Here is a 17501-nt window from a genome sequence, read left to right as displayed (position 1 = left end):
GAAGCCTGACGTGCCCCCTCGAGTCAAGGGGGCTGGCACTCCGCAACGCGGCGTGACGGGGCTTCTGGTGGCGTGCGGTACGGACATCGACCTGGTCGATGGCTCCTCCTCCGACGCCGGCCTAAATAATTTACGAAGGACTTCAAGACATGTCCGTTTTGATCAACAAGAACACCAAGGTGATCGTGCAGGGCTTCACCGGCCAGCAGGGTACCTTCCACGCCACTCAGATGATCGAGTACGGCACCCAGGTTGTTGGCGGCGTGACCCCCGGCAAGGGCGGCACCACCCACATCGATCTGCCGGTCTTCAACACCGTTGCCGACGCCGTGTCGGCCACCGGTGCTGACGCGTCGGTCATCTACGTGCCGCCGCCGTACGCGGCCGATGCGATCCTGGAAGCCGCGGCTGCCGGTATCAAGGTCATCGTGTGCATCACCGAAGGCATCCCGGTGCTGGACATGCTGCGCGTCAAGAACGTGCTGACCCGTGCGCATCCGGACACCGTGCTGGTCGGTCCGAACTGCCCCGGCGTGATCACCCCGGGCGAGTGCAAGATCGGCATCATGCCGGGCCACATCCACATGCCGGGCAAGATCGGCATCGTGTCGCGTTCGGGCACGCTGACCTATGAAGCGGTCAAGCAGACCACCGAAGTCGGCCTGGGTCAGTCGACCTGCATCGGCATCGGCGGCGACCCGATCAACGGCCTGAACTTCGTCGACTGCCTGAAGCTGTTCAACGAAGATCCGCAGACCCTGGGCATCATCATGGTCGGCGAAATCGGCGGCGACGCTGAAGAAGCCGGTGCGGAGTACATCAAGAACCACGTGAAGAAGCCGGTCGTCGGTTTCATCGCGGGCGCCTCGGCGCCGGCCGGCAAGCGCATGGGCCACGCCGGTGCGATCGCATCGGGCGGCAAGGGCACTGCCGAAGGCAAGTTCGCGGCGATGGAAGCCGCTGGCGTTGTCACCGTCCGTTCGCCGGGCGACCTGGGCGCGGCCATCGCCAAGCTGGTCAAGTAATTCGACCTGCCCTGCGATAGCATCGAAGGCCCGCACGTGTGCGGGCCTTTTTTGTGGGAGAAGGCCATTGATGGGGATCAGGTGATCTTTCGACGCGATATCGAAGGACTGCGCGGGCTTGCGGTCCTGTTGGTCGTCCTGGCCCACGCGGGAGTGGCCCAGCTTCCGGGCGGCTTCGTCGGTGTAGATGTCTTCTTCGTCATTTCGGGCTACTTGATCACCGGCTTGCTGGCTGGGCAACTGAAGCAGGACGGCCGGATCGACCTGTGGGTCTTCTATGCGCGGCGCGTGCGCCGATTGCTGCCTGCGTTCGCGTTGATGGTCACGGTGTCCGGCCTGGCCGCGATATGGCTGCTGCCAGCGGCTGCGTGGGGCCTGCAGGCCGACAGCGGGCGATGGGCGGCGTTGTGGTCATCCAACATCTACTTTGCCTCGGCAGAATTCGATTACTTCTCGCCGGGTGCTTCGGCAAGCCTGTTCCTGCATACCTGGTCGCTGGGTGTCGAAGAACAGTTCTATCTGGTCTGGCCATGGCTGTTATGGGGCGCATGGCGTTGGCGGGGGAGGACGGGGCTCGCGATAGCGTGCTGGACAGTCGCCATCGGCGGCTACCTGCTCGGCATGGTGGCAACGCAGGTGGCCTCCTGGCAGGCCTATTACCAGACGCCCTTCAGGCTGTGGCAACTGGCCGCAGGCGGCGCGATGTGTTTGACGTTCGGCGCGATACGCCTGCGATCGGGGCCATCGCGTGCGGCACGCATGGTGGGCGTGCTGATGCTGCTGGTCGCAGCCGTTCTGTTCGCGCCGGATCGCATCGTGTACCCGGGTGCATGGGCCGCCGTCCCCGTCGTGGGCACCGCGCTCCTCCTGCTGCAGGGTGATCGTGGCACGTCGGTTACGTGGCTGGAGCATCCTTCAGTACGTTTTCTTGGCCGCATCTCCTACAGTTGGTACCTCTGGCATTGGCCGTTGCTGGTTCTTTCCGCATCCTGCTTTGGCAAGTCCGTGGAAGTGGGGTTGATATCGGCTCTGGTATCGCTCTGCGTCGCCTGGGCGACGTGGCACCTGGTGGAACGACCGGCGCTGGCACTTCCCATCGGGGATGGCCGGCGCTGGGTGCTCGCCGGGTTGGGCGGTGCAGTCGTGCTGGCATTCGCAGGCCTGGGGTGGTCGCACGCGGCAGCGGTGCAACAGCCTGCCGGAACGGCGGCGCCGCATCCGCTGCTTCGGACGATCGCCATGCCGGCGCTGTATCAACGACGTGACTGCGATGAATGGTTTCGCGCCGATCGGGTGGTTCCCTGTACGCTGGTGGACCCACCCGGCGAACATCGCCCCACGGTAATGCTGGTGGGCGACAGCGTTGCCGCCCAGTGGTCTCCAGCGTTGGAGGACATTGCCCGGCGCGGGCAGTGGCACCTGGTCGTCCTGACCAAGTCATCGTGCCCGATGGTGGACCACCCCTTCATCTATCAGAGGATCAATCGCCGCTTCGTCGAGTGCGAACGGTGGCGCGACGGTGTCATTGCCTATCTTCGCCAGCATCCGGCCGACCTGCTTATCCTCGGGTCTACCGCGGACTATCCATTTTCACCGCAGGAATGGGAGACCGGCACGCGCAGTCTGCTGACGCGACTGCATGGGATGGCTGGCAGAACCCTCATTCTCGCGCCCACGCCGTTGTTGCCGTTCGATGGCCCACGGTGCGCGACATCGCGGGTGGGGCAATGGACCGACGCTGAACGTCAGTCGCGATGCAGTGTCGACCTCGACTCGGTCAGGGATCGGGTGATCGTCCAACGTCTGCAGGTCGCCGCGCGGGGCGCACGCGGTGTGCGGGTCCTCGATCTCAGCGATGCGGTCTGCCCGGGAGGGCGGTGTCGGGCGGAGGACGGTGGAGCGCTGATTTATCGGGATGGCCAGCATCTGAATGCCACCTACGTCCGCAGGCTCGCGCCTGAACTGGCCTCGCAGCCTGAGTTCCAGGCGTTGGGGAGGTGAAGGCCGGGCGCGTTGGCGAGGTGCCAAGGCGGGTGACCCTCTGTCCTGATCAGACGGAACGCCTAGAATGGCGCCAGTATCCTCACAGGCTGGACGTTCATGGCTTCGATCCGCATCGCGATGGCGCAGTTTGATTTCCCGGTGGGCGCGGTGGCGCAGAACACCGACAACATCATCGCGATGATCGCCGAGGCGCGCGACGAGTACGGTGCCGAGCTGGTGGTGTTCCCGGAACTGGCGATCAGCGGTTACCCGCCGGAGGACCTGCTGCTGCGCCCCGGTTTCCTTTACGACTGCGAGCTGGCGCTCAAGCGCATCGCCGCCGCCACGACCGGCATCGCCGCCGTGGTCGGCTGGCCGCAGGCGGCCGGCGCGGTGGTGTACAACGCGGCCAGCGTGCTGCGCGATGGCAAGGTGGAACATACCTACCGCAAGCGCGAACTGCCCAACTATGCGGTGTTCGACGAGCGCCGGTACTTCGACGTGGACCCGGACGGCGGCAGCTGCGTGTTTGCGCTGAAGGGCGTGCCGGTGGGCGTGTTGATCTGCGAGGACCTGTGGTTCGCCGAGCCGCTGGCCGACACCGTGCGCGACGGTGCGCAGCTGGTTCTGGTGCCCAATGCCTCGCCCTACGAGCGCGGCAAGCACGCCCAGCGCGACGCCCTGTTGGCCGAGCGTACCCGCGAAAGCGGCGCGGCGATCGCCTACCTCAACGTGGTCGGTGGCCAGGACGCGCTGGTGTTCGACGGCGCCTCGGTGGTGGCAGACGGCGACGGCACCGTGCACCCGGCCGCGGCCGCCTTCACCGACCAATGGCTGGTGGTGGACTACGACGCCGAAACGCGCCGCTTCCTGCCGCGCGAGTGGATCGATGACGGCGATGAAAGCATGGATGCGCTGGCCTGGCGCGCGGTGACGCGCGGCATCCAGGACTACTGCCGCAAGAACGGCTTCAGGAAGGTCTGGTTGGGCCTGTCCGGCGGGATCGACTCGGCGCTGGTGCTGGCGATGGCGGTCGATGCGCTGGGCGCGGACAACGTGACGGCGGTGCGCCTGCCGTCGCGCTACACCGCCGACATGTCCAACGACCTGGCCGCCGAGCAGTGCCGCGCGCTGGGGGTGAAACTGGAGGCGGTGTCGATCGAACCGGTGTTCGAGGGCTTGATGGCCGCGCTCGGCCCGATGTTCGAGGGCCAGGCGGCCGATGTCACCGAAGAAAACCTGCAGTCGCGCAGCCGCGGGGTGATCCTGATGGCGCTGTCCAACAAGTTCGGCGGGCTGCTGCTGACCACCGGCAACAAGAGTGAATACGCGGTCGGCTACGCCACCATCTACGGCGACATGTGCGGTGGATACGCGCCGCTGAAGGACCTGTACAAGACCGAGGTGTTCGGCCTGTCCAAGTGGCGCAACACGGTAGGCGGCGCGCCGGTGATCCCGCCGGCGGTGATCAGCCGCCCGCCGTCGGCCGAGCTGCGCGCCAACCAGACCGACCAGGATTCGCTGCCGGCCTACGACGTGCTGGACGGCATCCTGTACCGCTACGTGGACCAGGAGCAGTCGCGCGAGGAGATCGTGGCCGCCGGGTATGCCCCCGAGGTGGTGGACCGGGTGCTGCGCCTGGTGCGCACCAGCGAGTGGAAGCGCCACCAGGCCGCGCCGGGACCGAAGGTGTCGCGGCGTGCGTTCGGGCGCGAGCGCCGCTATCCGATCAGCAACGGCTACAAGGGCTGAGTCGATGGCGGGCAGGCGCCCGCTATCCCCCCTGGCGGCCGTCGCAAGGCGTCCGCGGCCCAGAGCCGGTCAGCCGGCCGTAGATGCGCGGCTCGGCCTTGGATCAGGCCGCTAGTCAGGTAGCCCAGGGGGGGGCGTTCGCCGCGGCGCCGAGCGGCGCGACGGGAGCCGGGTCCCAGGCCACGCGGGGTGAGGTGGACCCGCGCCGGCGTGCCGGTGCCCACCGCGACGTGAAGGCCCGGCGCCGGGCCGCTGAGCGCGCTGGCGACGCTGGGGCGGCGAGGATGGCCGCGGCCGTGTCCTGCGAGTAGGCCTCCGAGACCAGTGTGGTGCGAGAAGGGCTGATGTGGCGGCCGACGAGGCGCCGGGGCAGCCCCGGCGCAGGCAGGCTGGCCACGACGCGGCAGGGGGCCGGAATACGCGAGGTCATGCAGGCTCTGCGGCGGGCCCGGACGGGCCCGCTGCGAGCGCTGAAGCCTGCGCGGCCAGCGGCCTGGCAAGGACGCCACCCCGTGCACGACTGGGCCGGTTTCGTGCGATGCCTGGCCTCCCGGGCCTGCTGATCGGCCACGAAAAAGGGCCCCTCGCGGGACCCTTGTTCGTGCAGGACGGCAGGCTCGACCGGGGTCTTACTTGCGTTCCAGCGTCGCGTTGCGCTGACCGGTACTGGCGGACTTCTCGCCGGCGAACGGGTTCAGCTTGCGGATCATCCAGGGGTACTTCGGCCAGTTGCCGGCCAGCCACGGGTGCTGCGGCTGGTTCAGCTCCAGCACGCGGCGGGCGTCGTCGGCCAGGGTCTTGTTGCCCAGGTGGGTGTAAGCCTCGCCCAGGGCGGCGACCGCGTCGTACTGGTAGGCGCTCTGCGGGTAGGTCTCCAGCAGGTAGTTGGCGCGGCCGGCGGCCGACACCCAGGCCTGGCGGCGCAGGTAGTACAGGGCATTGTCCAGCTCGTGCTGGGCGAACACGTCGCGCAGCTCGAGCATGCGCTTGCGGGCATCGGCGGCGTAACGGCTGTTCGGGTAGCGGTCCACGACGATGTTGAAGTCGGCGTAGGCCTGGCGCGGGGTGGACAGGTCGCGGCGGCTCGGGTCCAGCGACCACACCCGGCGCAGGAACACCGTGTTGCGGTTGCCGTTGGCCAGGCCACGCAGGTAGTACAGGTAGGCGATATTGCGGTGGGTCGGGTAGGTACGGATGAAGCGGTCCACGCTGGACACCGCGTCATCGTGCTTGCCGGCCTTGTACTGGGCGTAGGCGGTCTCGATCATCGCCTGCTCGGTGTACGGACCATACGGGTACTGGGCGATCAGGCGCCGGAAGCTGGCCTCGGCCCCGCTCCAGTTGCCGCCTTCCATCAGGCGGTGGCTCTTCTCGTAGATCTGTTCGACCGGCTGGCCTTCATCCGGATTATCGCCCTTGGTGCCGCGGTGGCAGCCAGTGGCGACGAGGGCCAGGACCAGCAGCAGGGCGGCGGTGCGGACGGGCGCGGACAGCAAAGAAGAGCGTCGGATCATGGGGTCAGGGCGGGACGCGGCTGGAATACGAAGGGTCGATGATAGCCTAGTGGCCTGTCCCGCGACTGAAACTGGTCGCCCGGACCCCAAATTTGTCTCCTTGCGGTGCTTTCCCCATGTCCGATAACGCTTCTGAATCCGAATCCCCCCGCCAGGCCGTGGTGCCCGATACCGCCGCTGGACGGCGTTTCGATGCCGTGCTGGCCGAGCTGTTCCCTGAATTTTCCCGATCCAAGCTGACCGAGTGGATCAAGTCCGGCGACGTCCTGCTGGACGGCGAGCAGGTCCGCGGGCGCGACCCGGTGCGCGGCGGCGAGGTGGCCAGCCTGCATGTCGTGCTCGACACCCAGACCCATGCCGAGCCGGAGGACATCCCGCTGGAGGTGCTGTACGAGGACGAGCACGTGTTCGTGATCAACAAGCCGGTCGGCCTGGTGGTCCATCCCGGCGCCGGCAACCCCACCGGCACCCTGGTCAACGCGCTGCTGTTCCGCGACCCGTCGCTGTCGGTGCTGCCGCGCGCGGGCATCGTGCACCGGCTGGACAAGGACACCAGCGGCGTCATGGTGATCGCGCGGACCATCCAGGCGCAGACCGCACTGGTGGAGCAGCTGTCCGCGCGCCAGGTGCACCGCCAGTACCTGGCCATCGTGGTGGGCGCGCTGGTCTCCGGCGGCACCGCCGATGCGGCGATCGACCGCCACCCGCGCGACCGCGTGCGCATGGCGGTGCGCGAAGACGGCAAGGATGCGATCACCCATTACCGCCTGCGCGAGCGCTTCCGCGCGCACACCGCGCTGGAGTGCCGCCTGGAAACCGGGCGTACCCACCAGATCCGCGTGCACATGGCGCACCTGCGCCATCCGATCATCGGCGACCAGCTGTACGGCGGCGCCCTGAAGCTGCCCAAGGGCGCCAGCGATGAACTGGTCGCCCAGTTGCGTGGTTTCAAGCGCCAGGCGCTGCACGCCGAAACGCTGGAGTTCGTGCACCCGATCACCGGTGAAACGATCACCAACAGCGCGCCGCCGCCGGCCGACATGCTGGCGCTGATGCAGGCACTGCGCGAGGACAGCAAGCGCTTCGCCGAACTGGAACGCGGTCGCCGTTGATGCACGCGTCGCTTCCCCTGCTGGTGGCCGATTGGCCTGCACCGCCCCGGGTGCGGGCCTGCACCACGCTGCGGCACGGCGCAGGTGGCTCGTTGCCGCCGTTCGACCAGTTCAACATGGGCAACCGTTACGCGGTGGATGGCGACGACCCGGTGCAGGTGCAGCGCAATCGCGACCTGTTGCAGGCCGGGCTGGCACTGCCATCGGCGCCCCATTGGCTGCGCCAGGTGCACGGCACCACGGTGCTGCGGTTCGATGCGCCCCCCAGCGCCCAGGGCGTGGACGTGGAGCCGACCGCCGATGCATCGGTGACCTCGGTGCCGGGCGTGGTGCTGGCCATCCTCACCGCCGATTGCCTGCCGGTGGTGTTCGCTGCCCGCGACGGCACTGAAGTCGCCGCGGCCCACGCCGGGTGGCGCGGCCTGGCCGACGGCATGCTGGAAGCGACCGTGGCGGCCATGCACACGCCGCCCGCGCAGGTGCAGGCGTGGTTGGGCCCGGCTGCCGGACCGGCCCACTACGAGGTGGGCGAGGACGTGTTCGCCGCGTTCGTTGATCGCGATGCGGGTGCGCAGGCAGCCTTTGTCGCCACCCGCGCCGGTCACTGGAAGGTTGATCTGTATGCGCTGGCGCGGCGACGACTGCACGGCGTCGGGATCGATCCTGCGCAGATCAGTGGCGGTCAGCTGTGCAGCATCGCCGAGCCGCAGCGTTTCTATTCGCACCGGCGCGACCGGCGTACCGGACGCATGGCGACGCTGGCGTGGATGGCGCCCTGAGCGCATGAACGGCGACGACGCGCGTGCCGAGGGTGCGGTGATCGTGTTCGACGGCGTGTGCGCGTTGTGCAGCCGCTGGGTTCGTTTCCTGCTGCGTTTCGACCATCGCGGGCGCTATCGCTTCGCGGCGATGCAGGGCACGCACGGACGTGCGCTGCTGGAGCAGCACGGTTTGGATCCGGAGGATCCGCTGTCGTTCCTGCTGCTCGAGCAGGGCAGGGCCTGGACCGATACCGATGCGATCATGCGGGTGGTGGGCGGGCTGGGCGGCGCGTGGCGGATGGTCATGGTGCTAAGGGTGCTGCCACGGGTGTGGCGCGATGGTGCCTACCGCGTGCTGGCGCGCAACCGCTACCGCTGGTTCGGGCGGCATGACAGTTGCTATCTGCCGACACCCGCGCAGGCGACCCGCTTCCTGGATTGACCCGGGGGCGCAGGCCAGGCCGGCACGTCGCCGGGATCCACGGAGTGTCGGCCTGCAGCGGGTCGCCGTCGAAGGTCGACCCTGGCCATCGCCCGGCAGGTGCGGCCGCCGGGCACTCGTCCGCGTCAGCCTTCCAGCGCCTGCAGGTACGTCTGCCGCCAATGGTTGATGTCGTGCGCGCGCAGATGCTCCATCATCGCCTGCCATCGCTCCACGCGTTTGCGCAGGGGCATGGTCGCAGCGGTGGCGATTGCGTCGGCCACGCCGTCCAGGTCATGCGGGTTGACCAGCAGCGCCTGCTTGAGCTCGTCGGCAGCGCCGGCCAGCAACGACAGCACCAGCACGCCCGGGTTCTCCGGGTCCTGCGAGGCCACGTATTCCTTGGCGACCAGGTTCATGCCATCGCGTAGCGGGGTGACCAGGCCCACCGCGGCGGCACGGTAAAAGCCGGTCAGGGTGGCATGGGTGAAGTTCTGGTTGACGTAGCGCAGCGGCGTCCAGTCCGGGGCGGCGTGGCCGCCATTGATGTGGCCGGCGATCTGTTCGAGCTGGCTGCGCAGTTGCCGGTATTCGGTGACATCGCCGCGCGAGACCGGGGCGATCTGCAGGTAGGTCAGGCTGCCGTGCTGGTCCGGGTGGCGCTCCAGGTAGCGCTCGAAGCCCATGAAGCGCTCGGGCAGGCCCTTGGAGTAGTCCAGCCGATCCACCCCGATCGCCAGTTGCCGGTCGCGCAGGCTGTTGCGCAGGTCGCGCACGGCCGGCTTGTTGGCGCCGGCCTTGGCCTGGCGGGCGATGTAGTCGGTGTCGATGCCGATCGGGAAGGCGGCCGCACGGAAGCGGCGCCCACCGGGGGCTTCCAGTTCGCCATCGGCCAGCACCCGGCCGCCGCCGAACAGGCGCACGTAGGACTGGAAGCGATCGGCGTCGCGCTGGGTCTGGAAGCCGACCAGGTCGTAGGCATACAGGCTGGAGAACAGGCGCAGGTGGTCGGGCATGGCCTGCAGCAGGTCGGCCGACGGCATCGGCACGTGCAGGAAGAAGCCGATCCGGCAGCCGATGCCACGCTCGCGCAGCAGCGACGCCAACGGGATCAGGTGGTAATCGTGGATCCAGACGATGTCGTCTTCGCGCAGCAGCGGCGCCAGCTTGTCGGCGAACAACGCATTGACCCGCCGATACGTCTCGCGGGTGGCGCGGTCGTAGTCGACCAGGTCGAGGCGGAAGTGCAGCAACGGCCACAGCGTGCGGTTGGCGAAGCCGTTGTAGTAGCCGTCGACGTCGCGCTTGTTGAGATCCATGGTGACATAGCGGATATCACCCTCGACCTGCTCATGCAGGGTGCCGCTGTTGTCGCGGACCGATTTGCCACTCCAGCCGAACCACACCCCGCCGCGTTCCTTCAGTGCGGCCAGCAGCCCCACCGCGAGCCCGCCCGCGCGTGATTCACCGGGCACGGCGACCCGGTTGGAGACCACCACCAGGCGGCTCATGACGCTTCCTGCCAGCTGCGCGACAGACGCATCGCCGCGGTGATCAGGCCAACATGCGAGTAGGTCTGCGGGAAGTTGCCCCAGGCTTCGCCACTATCGAAGGCCAGGTCTTCGGAGAGCAGGCCGAGATGGTTGCGGCGCTCCAGCAGCATCTCGAACATCTCGCGTGCCTCGTCCAGGCGGCCGATCGCCGCCAGCGCGTCGATGTACCAGAAGGTGCAGATGGTGAAGCTGGTTTCGGGCTCGCCGAAATCATCCGGGGCGACGTAACGGTACAGCGCGTTGCCATGCTTCAGGTCACGCCCGATCGCCTCGACGGTGGCCACGAAGCGCGCGTCGCCGGCCTCGATGAAGCCGATGTCCGCCAGCAGCAGCAGCGATGCATCCAGGCGGTGGCCGCCGAACGTATCGGTGAAGTGGCCGAGCTCCTCGCTCCATGCCTCGCGCAGGATCCGCGCGTGGATGGTGTCGGCGCGCGCGCGCCAGTAATCGGCGCGGTCATCCAGCTTGAGGCGGATGGCGATCTTGCACAGCCGGTCGCAGGCGGCCCAGCACATCGCGCTGGTGTAGGTGTGCACTTCGGTGCGGCCGCGGAACTCCCACAGACCGGCATCGGGCACGTCGTGCAGGGCGAAGGCCTGCTCACCGAGCGGCTCCAGCCGCGCGAAGGTATGCGCATCGCCCGGGTCCTGCAGGCGCTGGTCGAAGAACAGCTGGGTGGAGGCCAGCACCACGCTGCCGTAGACATCGTGCTGGCGCTGCACCCAGGCCAGGTTGCCGCGACGCACCGGGCCCATGCCGCGGTAGCCGTCCAGCGACGCCACTTCGGTCTCCTCCAGCTTCGCCTCGAAGCCGATCCCGTACAGTGGCTGCAGGCTGCCATCGGTGGTGGCCAGGTTGAAGATGTAGCCGAGGAACTGCTCCATGGTGCGGGTGGCGCCGAGGCGGTTGAGCGTGCGCACCACGAATGCCGCGTCGCGCAGCCAGCAGTAGCGGTAATCCCAGTTGCGGATGCTGCCCGGCGCCTCGGGAATGGAGGTGGTCATCGCGGCGATGATCGCGCCACTGTCTTCGTATTGGCACAGCTTGAGGGTGATCGCGCTGCGGATCACCGCGTCCTGCCACTCCAGCGGGATGGACAGGTAGCGGACCCATTCGCGCCAGTAGTCGCGGGTGCGCTGGAAGGACTCCTGCACATAGCCGCTGAGCGAGCGGTTCAGCGATTCGTCCACGCCCAGCACCAGGTTGACCGGGTGGCTCAGGACGAAGGGCAGGCCGTCGCGGACGAAGCGCAGCGGCACGTCGGTGGTCAGCCGCAGCACGTGGTCCGGGAGGATCCAGCGGATGTGGTTGCTCCCCCAGGTGGCCTCCGGCACGCGTGCGCCCCAGTCGGCCAGCGGGCGCGCGCGCACGATGATGCGCGGGTTGCCGGCCAGCGGACGCACCTGGCGGATCAGGCTGACGGGACGGTAGAAACGCTCGTTCTGGCGCCAGCGCGGGGCGAAATCGAGGATTTCCAGCGAACCACCGTGCTTGTCGTGCAGGACGGTGCGCAGGATGGCGGTGTTGGTGAGGTAGCTCTGTTCGCTGCCGACCAGGTCTTCCAGTTCGATCGCGAAGTCGCCGCCTTCGTTCTGGTTGGGGCCGAGCAGGGCGCAGAAGGTGGGGTCGCCGTCGAAGGTCGGCAGGCAGCTCCAGACCACGCGTGCGTGCTGGTCGATCAACGCGCCGAAGCTGCCGTTGCCGACCACGCCAAGATTCAGATCAGGTTCTTTCATGGGGAGCGGTGCATCTCGTTCGGGCCGCCCCGCGACAGGGCTGCAGCGGGGCGGCGGCGGTGGGGGAGTCAGTACGCGTTTTCCTGCAGCCAGGCGTGCACGCTGCGGATGTGCGGCAGGGCGAATACCGCGGCGCTGGGGCTGCGCGCGCCGACCAGAACGCTCCAGCCGTGCTGGGCGTTGGCGGCGTTGAAGCCGAATTCATCGGTGAGGTCGTCGCCGAGGAACACCGGCAGGCGCCCACGGAACGGGGGTTGCTGCATCAGCTGCTGCAGGGCGCGGCCCTTGTCGCTGCCCTCGGGCACGAACTCGACCACGTGGTCGCCCGGTTGCAGCCGGTAGCCGGTATGCCCGCGGATGTGGCGATCGGCGAAGGCACGCACCTCGGCGGCGGCATGCGGCGCGCCGCGCCAGTGCAGGGCCAGGCTGCGGCCCTTGTCTTCGACCAGCACGCCGGGATTGCCGTGCGCGAAACGCATGGCCTGCTGGTGTACGGCGTGCAGCCATTCGCTGGTATCGGTGCTGTTGGCCTGGCTGTCGACGTGGCCATCGGCGTGACGCAGTTCATGACCGTGGAGGCCGGCGGCCGGGAGGTGCAGGGGGGCGAAGAGTTCGTCGAGCTGGTTGAGCGGGCGGCCGCTGATGAGGGCGACGGCGCCTTCAAGGCGATCGCTGATGCGGCCGATGGCGTCGCGGACTTCGGGCAGCAGCGTGACCGCTTCGGGGTCGCGCTCAAATTCGATCAGGGTGCCATCCACGTCGAGGAACAACGCACAGGCATCGTCCAGCAGTGGCGGCGACGGACGCGGGGGGAGGTCGTTGGCCATGCGTGCAAACATGCCATTCACGGTGTGATTGTCAGGTCATGGGAGACCGGCCAACCGCCGCCCGTGCTTGACATGGCTTGAGCGCAGAGGAAGGCAGCCGACCATGGGTCGGCTCTGCCTTGCCTCATCACCCGTGGGTAGAGCCGCCCGTTGGTCGGCTGCACCGATGATCGGAACGCATACCGCGCGCGACCCGTAGAGCCGACCGTTGGTCGGCTGCACCACCGGTGCGCGATCCTGGGCGGGCCAATCGCTGCCCCTCCTTCAGATGGCTTGATCGCAGAGGAAGGCAGCCGACCATGGGTCGGCTCTACCTTGCCTCGTCACCCGCGGGTAGAGCCGACTGTTGGTCGGCTGCACCAATGATCGGAACGCATACCGCACGCGACCCGTAGAGCCGACCGTTGGTCGGCTGCACCAACGGTGCGCGATCCTGGGCCGGCCAATCGCCGGCCGTCCTTGACATGGCTTGAGCGCACAGGAAGGCAGCCGACCATGGGTCGGCTCTACCTCGCATCATCATGCTACCGGTAGAGCCGGGCCATGCCCGGCTACACAAATGATCGGAACGTATACCGCACGCGACCCGTAGAGCCGACCGTTGGTCGGCTGCACCAACGATCAGAACGTATACCGCACGCGACCGGTAGAGCCGACCGTTGGTCGGCTGCACCAACGATCAGAACGTATACCGCACGCGACCGTAATAGTACGCACCATTGCTCCCCACCGGCGACAGCACGTCATACGGCAGGTTGCCGTAGTAGTAGATGTCGTCGTTGGACAGGTCCGAGTAATTGTCGGTCAGGTTCTGCCCGCCCACGGCCACGCTCCACTGCGGGGTGATCTTGAACTCCACTTCCGCATCGAGCTGCCATTCGGCGCCATAGGTCTGGCGCGGGATGAAGCCATCGCCGAAGTTGAACACGCGGGTCACGCTGCCGTAACGGCTGAGCCGGCTGCTCAGCGACCAGCGGTCGTCACTCCAGCTGGCGGCCAGGGCGGCACGGGTGCGTGGGGTGGCGTCGGTGAGGGTGTTGGTCTCCTCCACGCCGAACAGCACGTAGTCCGGGTCCAGCGCCAGCAGGCTGGCCGGCGTGGCCAGCACGTTCTTCAGCGTGGTCTTGGTGTAGGCATAGGTGCCGGTCAGCACCAGTTCGCCATCGCCCAGTGACTGCCGCCAGTTGCTCACCAGTTCGGCGCCGCGGGTGCGGGTGTCGGCGGCGTTGACGAAGAAGCTCGCGCTCTGCAGGCCGGCCACGCCGAACTGCTGCTGCACGTAGTCGGTGAGTGCATCGCCGGTGATGCTTTCCGACAGCGCGATGCGGTCGTCGATGTCGATCTGGAAGAAGTCCAGCGACACATCGAAGTGGTCGCCGATGCGGCTGGTGAAGCCCAGGCTGGTGTTGAGCGACTTCTCCGGCTTCAGGTCCGACGCCCCCAGGCCACGGGCGATCGGGTTGTTGACCGACAGCACCCGGCCCTGCACCAGCTGGCCAGCGGCGTTGTAGCCGGTGGACGTGGACTCGTACCCGATCTGCGCCAGCGAGGGCGCGCGGAAGTTGTTGGAAATCGCCCCGCGCAGCGCGAACGCCGGGGTGAATTCATAGCGCAGGCCCAGCTTGCCGGTGAGCTCGCCGCCGTAGTCGTCGCTGTGTTCGTAACGCGCGGCCAGGTCGCTGGAGAAGTGCTCGCCGAACTGGCTGGACAGGCTGGCATAGGCGCTGGCCACGTCGCGCGACAGCGAGGTGGCGTCCTGCGGGGTCAGGCCACCGCCGGCCTGGGAGCCGGTCGGGCGGTCGGTGAACGGGCCGGCGGCGTAGCTGCTCGGGTCGCCCGGACGGGTCTGGTAGTGGTCGCGGCGTGCTTCCACGCCCAGCCCAAGGCTGTGGGTGATGGTGTCGCCCTGGTTGAACACGCGGCCCAGGTCGAGGTTGGCGACGGTCAGTTCGTTCTGGTAGTCGCCGGTCTTGAAGCGGGTCGGGCTGGTCGGGCCGAGCGAGGCGTTGAGCGAGTTGCGCAGGCGGTAGGTGAAGCTGTTGGTGCCGTAATCCAGGCTGGCGTCGTAGTTCCACTCGCCCCATTGGCCCTTCGCACCGGCCACGGCCTGCACGTCGCGGTTTTCGCCTTCGGAAATCGGGCGGTAACCGTTGGGGTAGACCTGCGCCCAGTTGGCGTCGCTGTCGGGGTAGCGGAAGTAGTTGGCGCCTTCGCTGTCGCGCTGGTTGAACGTACTGAAGAAATAGAACTTGGAGGTCTCACCGAACGGCAGTTCGCTGTTGATCCAGGCGTTGAGGTCACGGGTCTTGCCATCGCCCAGCACATAATTGCGCTTGCCCTGCAGCGCCAGGTTGGTATCGCTCTGGTCCCACGGCGGGATCTGGTCGAAGCCGGCGCGGTTGGTGCCTTCGTGGTTTTTCAATTCCAGGCCCACGCGCAGGAAACCGCCGTCGTCGCCCAGCCGGGTGCCGACCTTGGCGCTGGCGTAGCTGGTCTGGCCATCGGTGATGGTCCGGTCGATCGGCTTGAGGTCGGTGTGGTTGGCGCCGAAGCTGGCCTCGAACGCGCCGCCTTCCGGGGCGTCGTCGAGGATCACGTTGATCACCCCGGCCACCGCATCGGAGCCATACAGCGCGCCGGCGCCATCGCGCAGTACCTCGATGCGCTTGATCGCGCTGATCGGGATCGCGTTGAAGTCCACCGGCGTGGTGCCCTTGCCGATCTTGCTGTCGGTGTTGACCAACGCGCTGGTGTGGCGGCGCTTGCCGTTCACGAGCACCAGCACCTGGTCCGGCGACAGCCCGCGCAGCTGCGCGGCACGGATGTGGTCGGCCCCGCCGGAGTTGGACTGGCGCGGGAAGTTGAACGAGGGCAGCAGCGCCTGCAGCGCGCTGCCCAGCTCGCCGTTGACCACGCCGGCCTTGCGGATGTCCTCGGCGGTGAGCACGTCCACCGGCGAGGTGGATTCCAGCACCGTGCGGTCGACCGCGCGGGTGCCGGTGACGATCACGGTGTCCAGCGTGGTGGCCGAGCCGGGCGCGTCCTGCGCATGTACGTCCTGGGCGAGCAGGGGGGAGGAGAGGACGAGCGCGATGGCAAGGCCAAGGCGCGACGCGGACGGACGGGACATGCGGACTCCAGCGGGACGACGGGGGGGAGGGGGGGGAGGGGAGAGCGGGGAGGCGGCATTGCCGACCAACGGTCGGCACTACCAATCCATCCGGATGAAGCGATATATTATCTTGGCGTGATGGCGGATGTGATGCAAGTCCCATCGCCTATGGTCATCAGCAGATAACGGCTGGTGATCTATGCAGGAACCGGATGTCCTGCACCCTTCTTCCCCCTGTACGCCTGCATTTCCTGGAGTTTTTCAATGAAATCCTATGCTGTCCTGTTCGCCGTGGCCCTGGCCGCCACTGGCTGCGCCACCGCCGCGCCCACGGCCAAGCCGGCGCCGCCGGCCACCGCCACCGCCACCCTGCAGGGCGATGCCGCCCGCCCCGATGCCGCCGCAGGCTGGGTGCGCAGCGAGCTGTACTTTGGCGTGGGCGAGGAGAGCGGCGCGTCCGAGCGCAAGCAGACGGACGCCATCAGCGAGGCGCAGTGGCGCGATTTCCTCGACAAGCAAGTCACCCCGCGCTTCCCCGATGGCCTCACCGTGTTCGACGCCTACGGCCAGTGGCTGTTCCGCGGCGCGGCCGAGCCCAACCGCCTGCGCACCAAGGTGCTGGTAGTGCTGCACGAGAACACCCCGCAGCGCCGCGCCGACATCGAAGCCATCCGCCTGGCGTGGAAGCAGGCCACCGGCCACCAGTCCGTGCTGTGGGCGCAGCAGGCGGTTGAAGTATCGTTCTGATCCAGGGCGCCGCGGTGGCGCCACGCGGAGCGATGATGAAGCACAGGGATGGATGGGCGCTGGCACTGCTGCTGGGTCTTGCGCTGCCGGTCGCGCAGGCGCAGGCGGGCGATCCGGGGCGCCTGCGGTTCGAGCCCGCGCCGGGCGTGCAGGTGCAGGCCGAGGTACAGGAAGGCGGCGACATCGCCGTCGTGCTGCAACCTTCGGGCGCGCGCCAGCGGCTGCCGGGGGCGCCCGATGCCGACGGCAATGCCGACCTGACGGCCGAGGACGTGGATTTCGACGGACGCCCGGAGCTGGTCGCGCGGGCGAGCGTGGGCATGGTCAACGAGGCGGTGGCCGTCTACCGCTTCGACCCACGGCGGCAGGCGCTGGTGGCACTGGCGCCGGCCACGCATGACCACGCGCAGTGCGGCGGCCTGATGGGGTTGACCGTGGACGCGGACAACCGTCTGCTGAGCAGCAGCTGCCGCAGTGGCCCGATGTGGTACGTGGACCAGTACCGCTATGACGGCGCGCGCCTGTACCTGTACCGCGCCGAGCGCATGATGATGCTGGGCGACGCGCTGGAGGCCGTCGTGTTCGTCAAGCAGACCGCCGACAGCGGGCCGCTGGCTGTCTGGAGCACGTTCGATCCGGCCGGTCGCGTGCTGGAGACCGCGATCGCCGATGGGCTGGTGTCGCCGCGCGGCACCGCGCCGCTGCTGCCGGTCAGCGGCCAGGTGGTGCCCGCGCGCCTGCCGCTGTACACGCGCCCGGGCGACACGGCTACCCGGCGCTACCTGGTCAAGGACGATCGCGTCGAGCTGCTGGATGAGCAGGACGGGTGGGTGAAGCTGCGTTACGCCAACCCCACGCGGGGCGATGTCATCGGCTGGGTGGATGCGCGTCCCTGAGGGCGGTGCACGCATTTCCCGCGTGCTCATGGCCGCGCCGATTCGCACATGGAGATCACTTT

At 68.0% G+C, this 17501-nt stretch carries 13 protein-coding genes; 8 read left to right on the top strand and 5 right to left on the bottom strand.

Annotation, left to right across the window (positions count from 1 at the left end):
• Positions 1–149: 149 nt before the first annotated feature.
• The 3 genes from sucD to M2421_RS09985 all read left to right on the top strand — a co-directional run bounded on the left by sucD (position 150) and on the right by M2421_RS09985 (position 4760).
• A complete protein-coding gene (gene sucD, locus M2421_RS09995) occupies positions 150–1025 on the top strand; it encodes a succinate--CoA ligase subunit alpha (protein WP_128097080.1) in 876 nt (291 codons plus the stop codon).
• 81 nt (positions 1026–1106) lie between these two features.
• Entirely contained in the window at positions 1107–3026 is a 1920-nt protein-coding gene (locus tag M2421_RS09990) for an acyltransferase family protein (RefSeq protein WP_259206415.1), read from the top strand.
• A gap of 99 nt (positions 3027–3125) precedes the next feature.
• On the top strand, positions 3126–4760 hold the full coding sequence (locus M2421_RS09985) for an NAD+ synthase (protein ID WP_259206414.1): 1635 nt from the start codon (positions 3126–3128) through the stop codon (positions 4758–4760).
• A 629-nt stretch (positions 4761–5389) separates the two neighbouring features.
• On the opposite strand, the gene M2421_RS09980 is transcribed toward M2421_RS09985, so the two are convergent.
• The gene (locus tag M2421_RS09980; RefSeq protein ID WP_259206413.1) at positions 5390–6274 is read right to left on the bottom strand and encodes an outer membrane protein assembly factor BamD; all 885 of its coding nucleotides are present in this window, start codon (positions 6272–6274) and stop codon (positions 5390–5392) included.
• Between the two features lie 116 nt (positions 6275–6390).
• Here M2421_RS09980 and rluD point away from each other — a divergent pair, with 116 nt between their 5' ends.
• The 3 genes from rluD to M2421_RS09965 are packed head-to-tail and all read left to right on the top strand — an operon-like array spanning position 6391 to position 8589.
• Positions 6391–7386 carry a 23S rRNA pseudouridine(1911/1915/1917) synthase RluD gene (rluD, locus tag M2421_RS09975; protein ID WP_259206412.1) on the top strand — a complete coding sequence of 332 codons (996 nt, stop codon included), beginning with the start codon at positions 6391–6393 and terminating at the stop codon, positions 7384–7386.
• Positions 7383–8165, top strand: a complete 783-nt coding sequence (pgeF, locus tag M2421_RS09970; protein ID WP_259206411.1) for a peptidoglycan editing factor PgeF — start codon at positions 7383–7385, stop codon at positions 8163–8165. Before rluD ends, pgeF begins: the two co-directional genes overlap by 4 nt.
• Positions 8166–8169: 4 nt before the next feature.
• Positions 8170–8589, top strand: a complete 420-nt coding sequence (locus M2421_RS09965; RefSeq protein WP_259206408.1) for a thiol-disulfide oxidoreductase DCC family protein — start codon at positions 8170–8172, stop codon at positions 8587–8589.
• Positions 8590–8714: 125 nt separating this feature from the next.
• Here M2421_RS09965 and otsA read toward each other — a convergent pair whose 3' ends face one another.
• The 4 genes from otsA to M2421_RS09945 form a co-directional block, all read right to left on the bottom strand.
• A complete protein-coding gene (gene otsA, locus M2421_RS09960; RefSeq protein WP_259206406.1) occupies positions 8715–10079 on the bottom strand; it encodes an alpha,alpha-trehalose-phosphate synthase (UDP-forming) in 1365 nt (454 codons plus the stop codon).
• On the bottom strand, positions 10076–11857 hold the full coding sequence (locus M2421_RS09955) for a glycoside hydrolase family 15 protein (RefSeq protein WP_259206403.1): 1782 nt from the start codon (positions 11855–11857) through the stop codon (positions 10076–10078). The genes otsA and M2421_RS09955 overlap by 4 nt, the downstream gene beginning before the upstream one ends.
• Before the next feature lie 68 nt (positions 11858–11925).
• A complete protein-coding gene (gene otsB / locus M2421_RS09950) occupies positions 11926–12684 on the bottom strand; it encodes a trehalose-phosphatase (protein ID WP_259206401.1) in 759 nt (252 codons plus the stop codon).
• A gap of 679 nt (positions 12685–13363) precedes the next feature.
• Positions 13364–15814, bottom strand: coding sequence for a TonB-dependent receptor (locus M2421_RS09945; protein ID WP_259206400.1), 2451 nt, complete (start codon positions 15812–15814; stop codon positions 13364–13366).
• A gap of 246 nt (positions 15815–16060) precedes the next feature.
• On the opposite strand from M2421_RS09945, the gene M2421_RS09940 reads away from it, so the two are divergent.
• Positions 16061–16543, top strand: coding sequence for a DUF3574 domain-containing protein (locus tag M2421_RS09940; protein ID WP_259206398.1), 483 nt, complete (start codon positions 16061–16063; stop codon positions 16541–16543).
• Between the two features lie 35 nt (positions 16544–16578).
• Positions 16579–17439, top strand: coding sequence for an SH3 domain-containing protein (locus M2421_RS09935; protein WP_259206396.1), 861 nt, complete (start codon positions 16579–16581; stop codon positions 17437–17439).
• Positions 17440–17501 lie beyond the last annotated feature (62 nt).

The sequence above is a fragment of the Stenotrophomonas sp. BIGb0135 genome, from assembly GCF_024810105.1.
In the GTDB taxonomy this organism is placed as follows: Bacteria; Pseudomonadota; Gammaproteobacteria; order Xanthomonadales; family Xanthomonadaceae; genus Stenotrophomonas; species Stenotrophomonas maltophilia_AB.
Note: the sequence above shows the minus strand (reverse complement) of the source record. Positions and strands in the feature narration are given on the sequence as shown.

What these genes read in the sequence shown, in the direction of transcription:
- M2421_RS09940 (WP_259206398.1), top strand. Translation starts at nt 16,061, where the DNA reads ATGAAATCCTATGCTGTCCTGTTCGCCGTGGCCCTGGCCGCCACTGGC.
- M2421_RS09980 (WP_259206413.1), bottom strand. Translation starts at nt 6,274, where the DNA reads ATGATCCGACGCTCTTCTTTGCTGTCCGCGCCCGTCCGCACCGCCGCC.
- M2421_RS09935 (WP_259206396.1), top strand. Translation starts at nt 16,579, where the DNA reads ATGAAGCACAGGGATGGATGGGCGCTGGCACTGCTGCTGGGTCTTGCG.
- sucD (WP_128097080.1), top strand. Translation starts at nt 150, where the DNA reads ATGTCCGTTTTGATCAACAAGAACACCAAGGTGATCGTGCAGGGCTTC.
- M2421_RS09955 (WP_259206403.1), bottom strand. Translation starts at nt 11,857, where the DNA reads ATGAAAGAACCTGATCTGAATCTTGGCGTGGTCGGCAACGGCAGCTTC.
- M2421_RS09945 (WP_259206400.1), bottom strand. Translation starts at nt 15,814, where the DNA reads ATGTCCCGTCCGTCCGCGTCGCGCCTTGGCCTTGCCATCGCGCTCGTC.
- M2421_RS09965 (WP_259206408.1), top strand. Translation starts at nt 8,170, where the DNA reads ATGAACGGCGACGACGCGCGTGCCGAGGGTGCGGTGATCGTGTTCGAC.
- otsB (WP_259206401.1), bottom strand. Translation starts at nt 12,684, where the DNA reads ATGGCCAACGACCTCCCCCCGCGTCCGTCGCCGCCACTGCTGGACGAT.
- M2421_RS09985 (WP_259206414.1), top strand. Translation starts at nt 3,126, where the DNA reads ATGGCTTCGATCCGCATCGCGATGGCGCAGTTTGATTTCCCGGTGGGC.
- otsA (WP_259206406.1), bottom strand. Translation starts at nt 10,079, where the DNA reads ATGAGCCGCCTGGTGGTGGTCTCCAACCGGGTCGCCGTGCCCGGTGAA.
- rluD (WP_259206412.1), top strand. Translation starts at nt 6,391, where the DNA reads ATGTCCGATAACGCTTCTGAATCCGAATCCCCCCGCCAGGCCGTGGTG.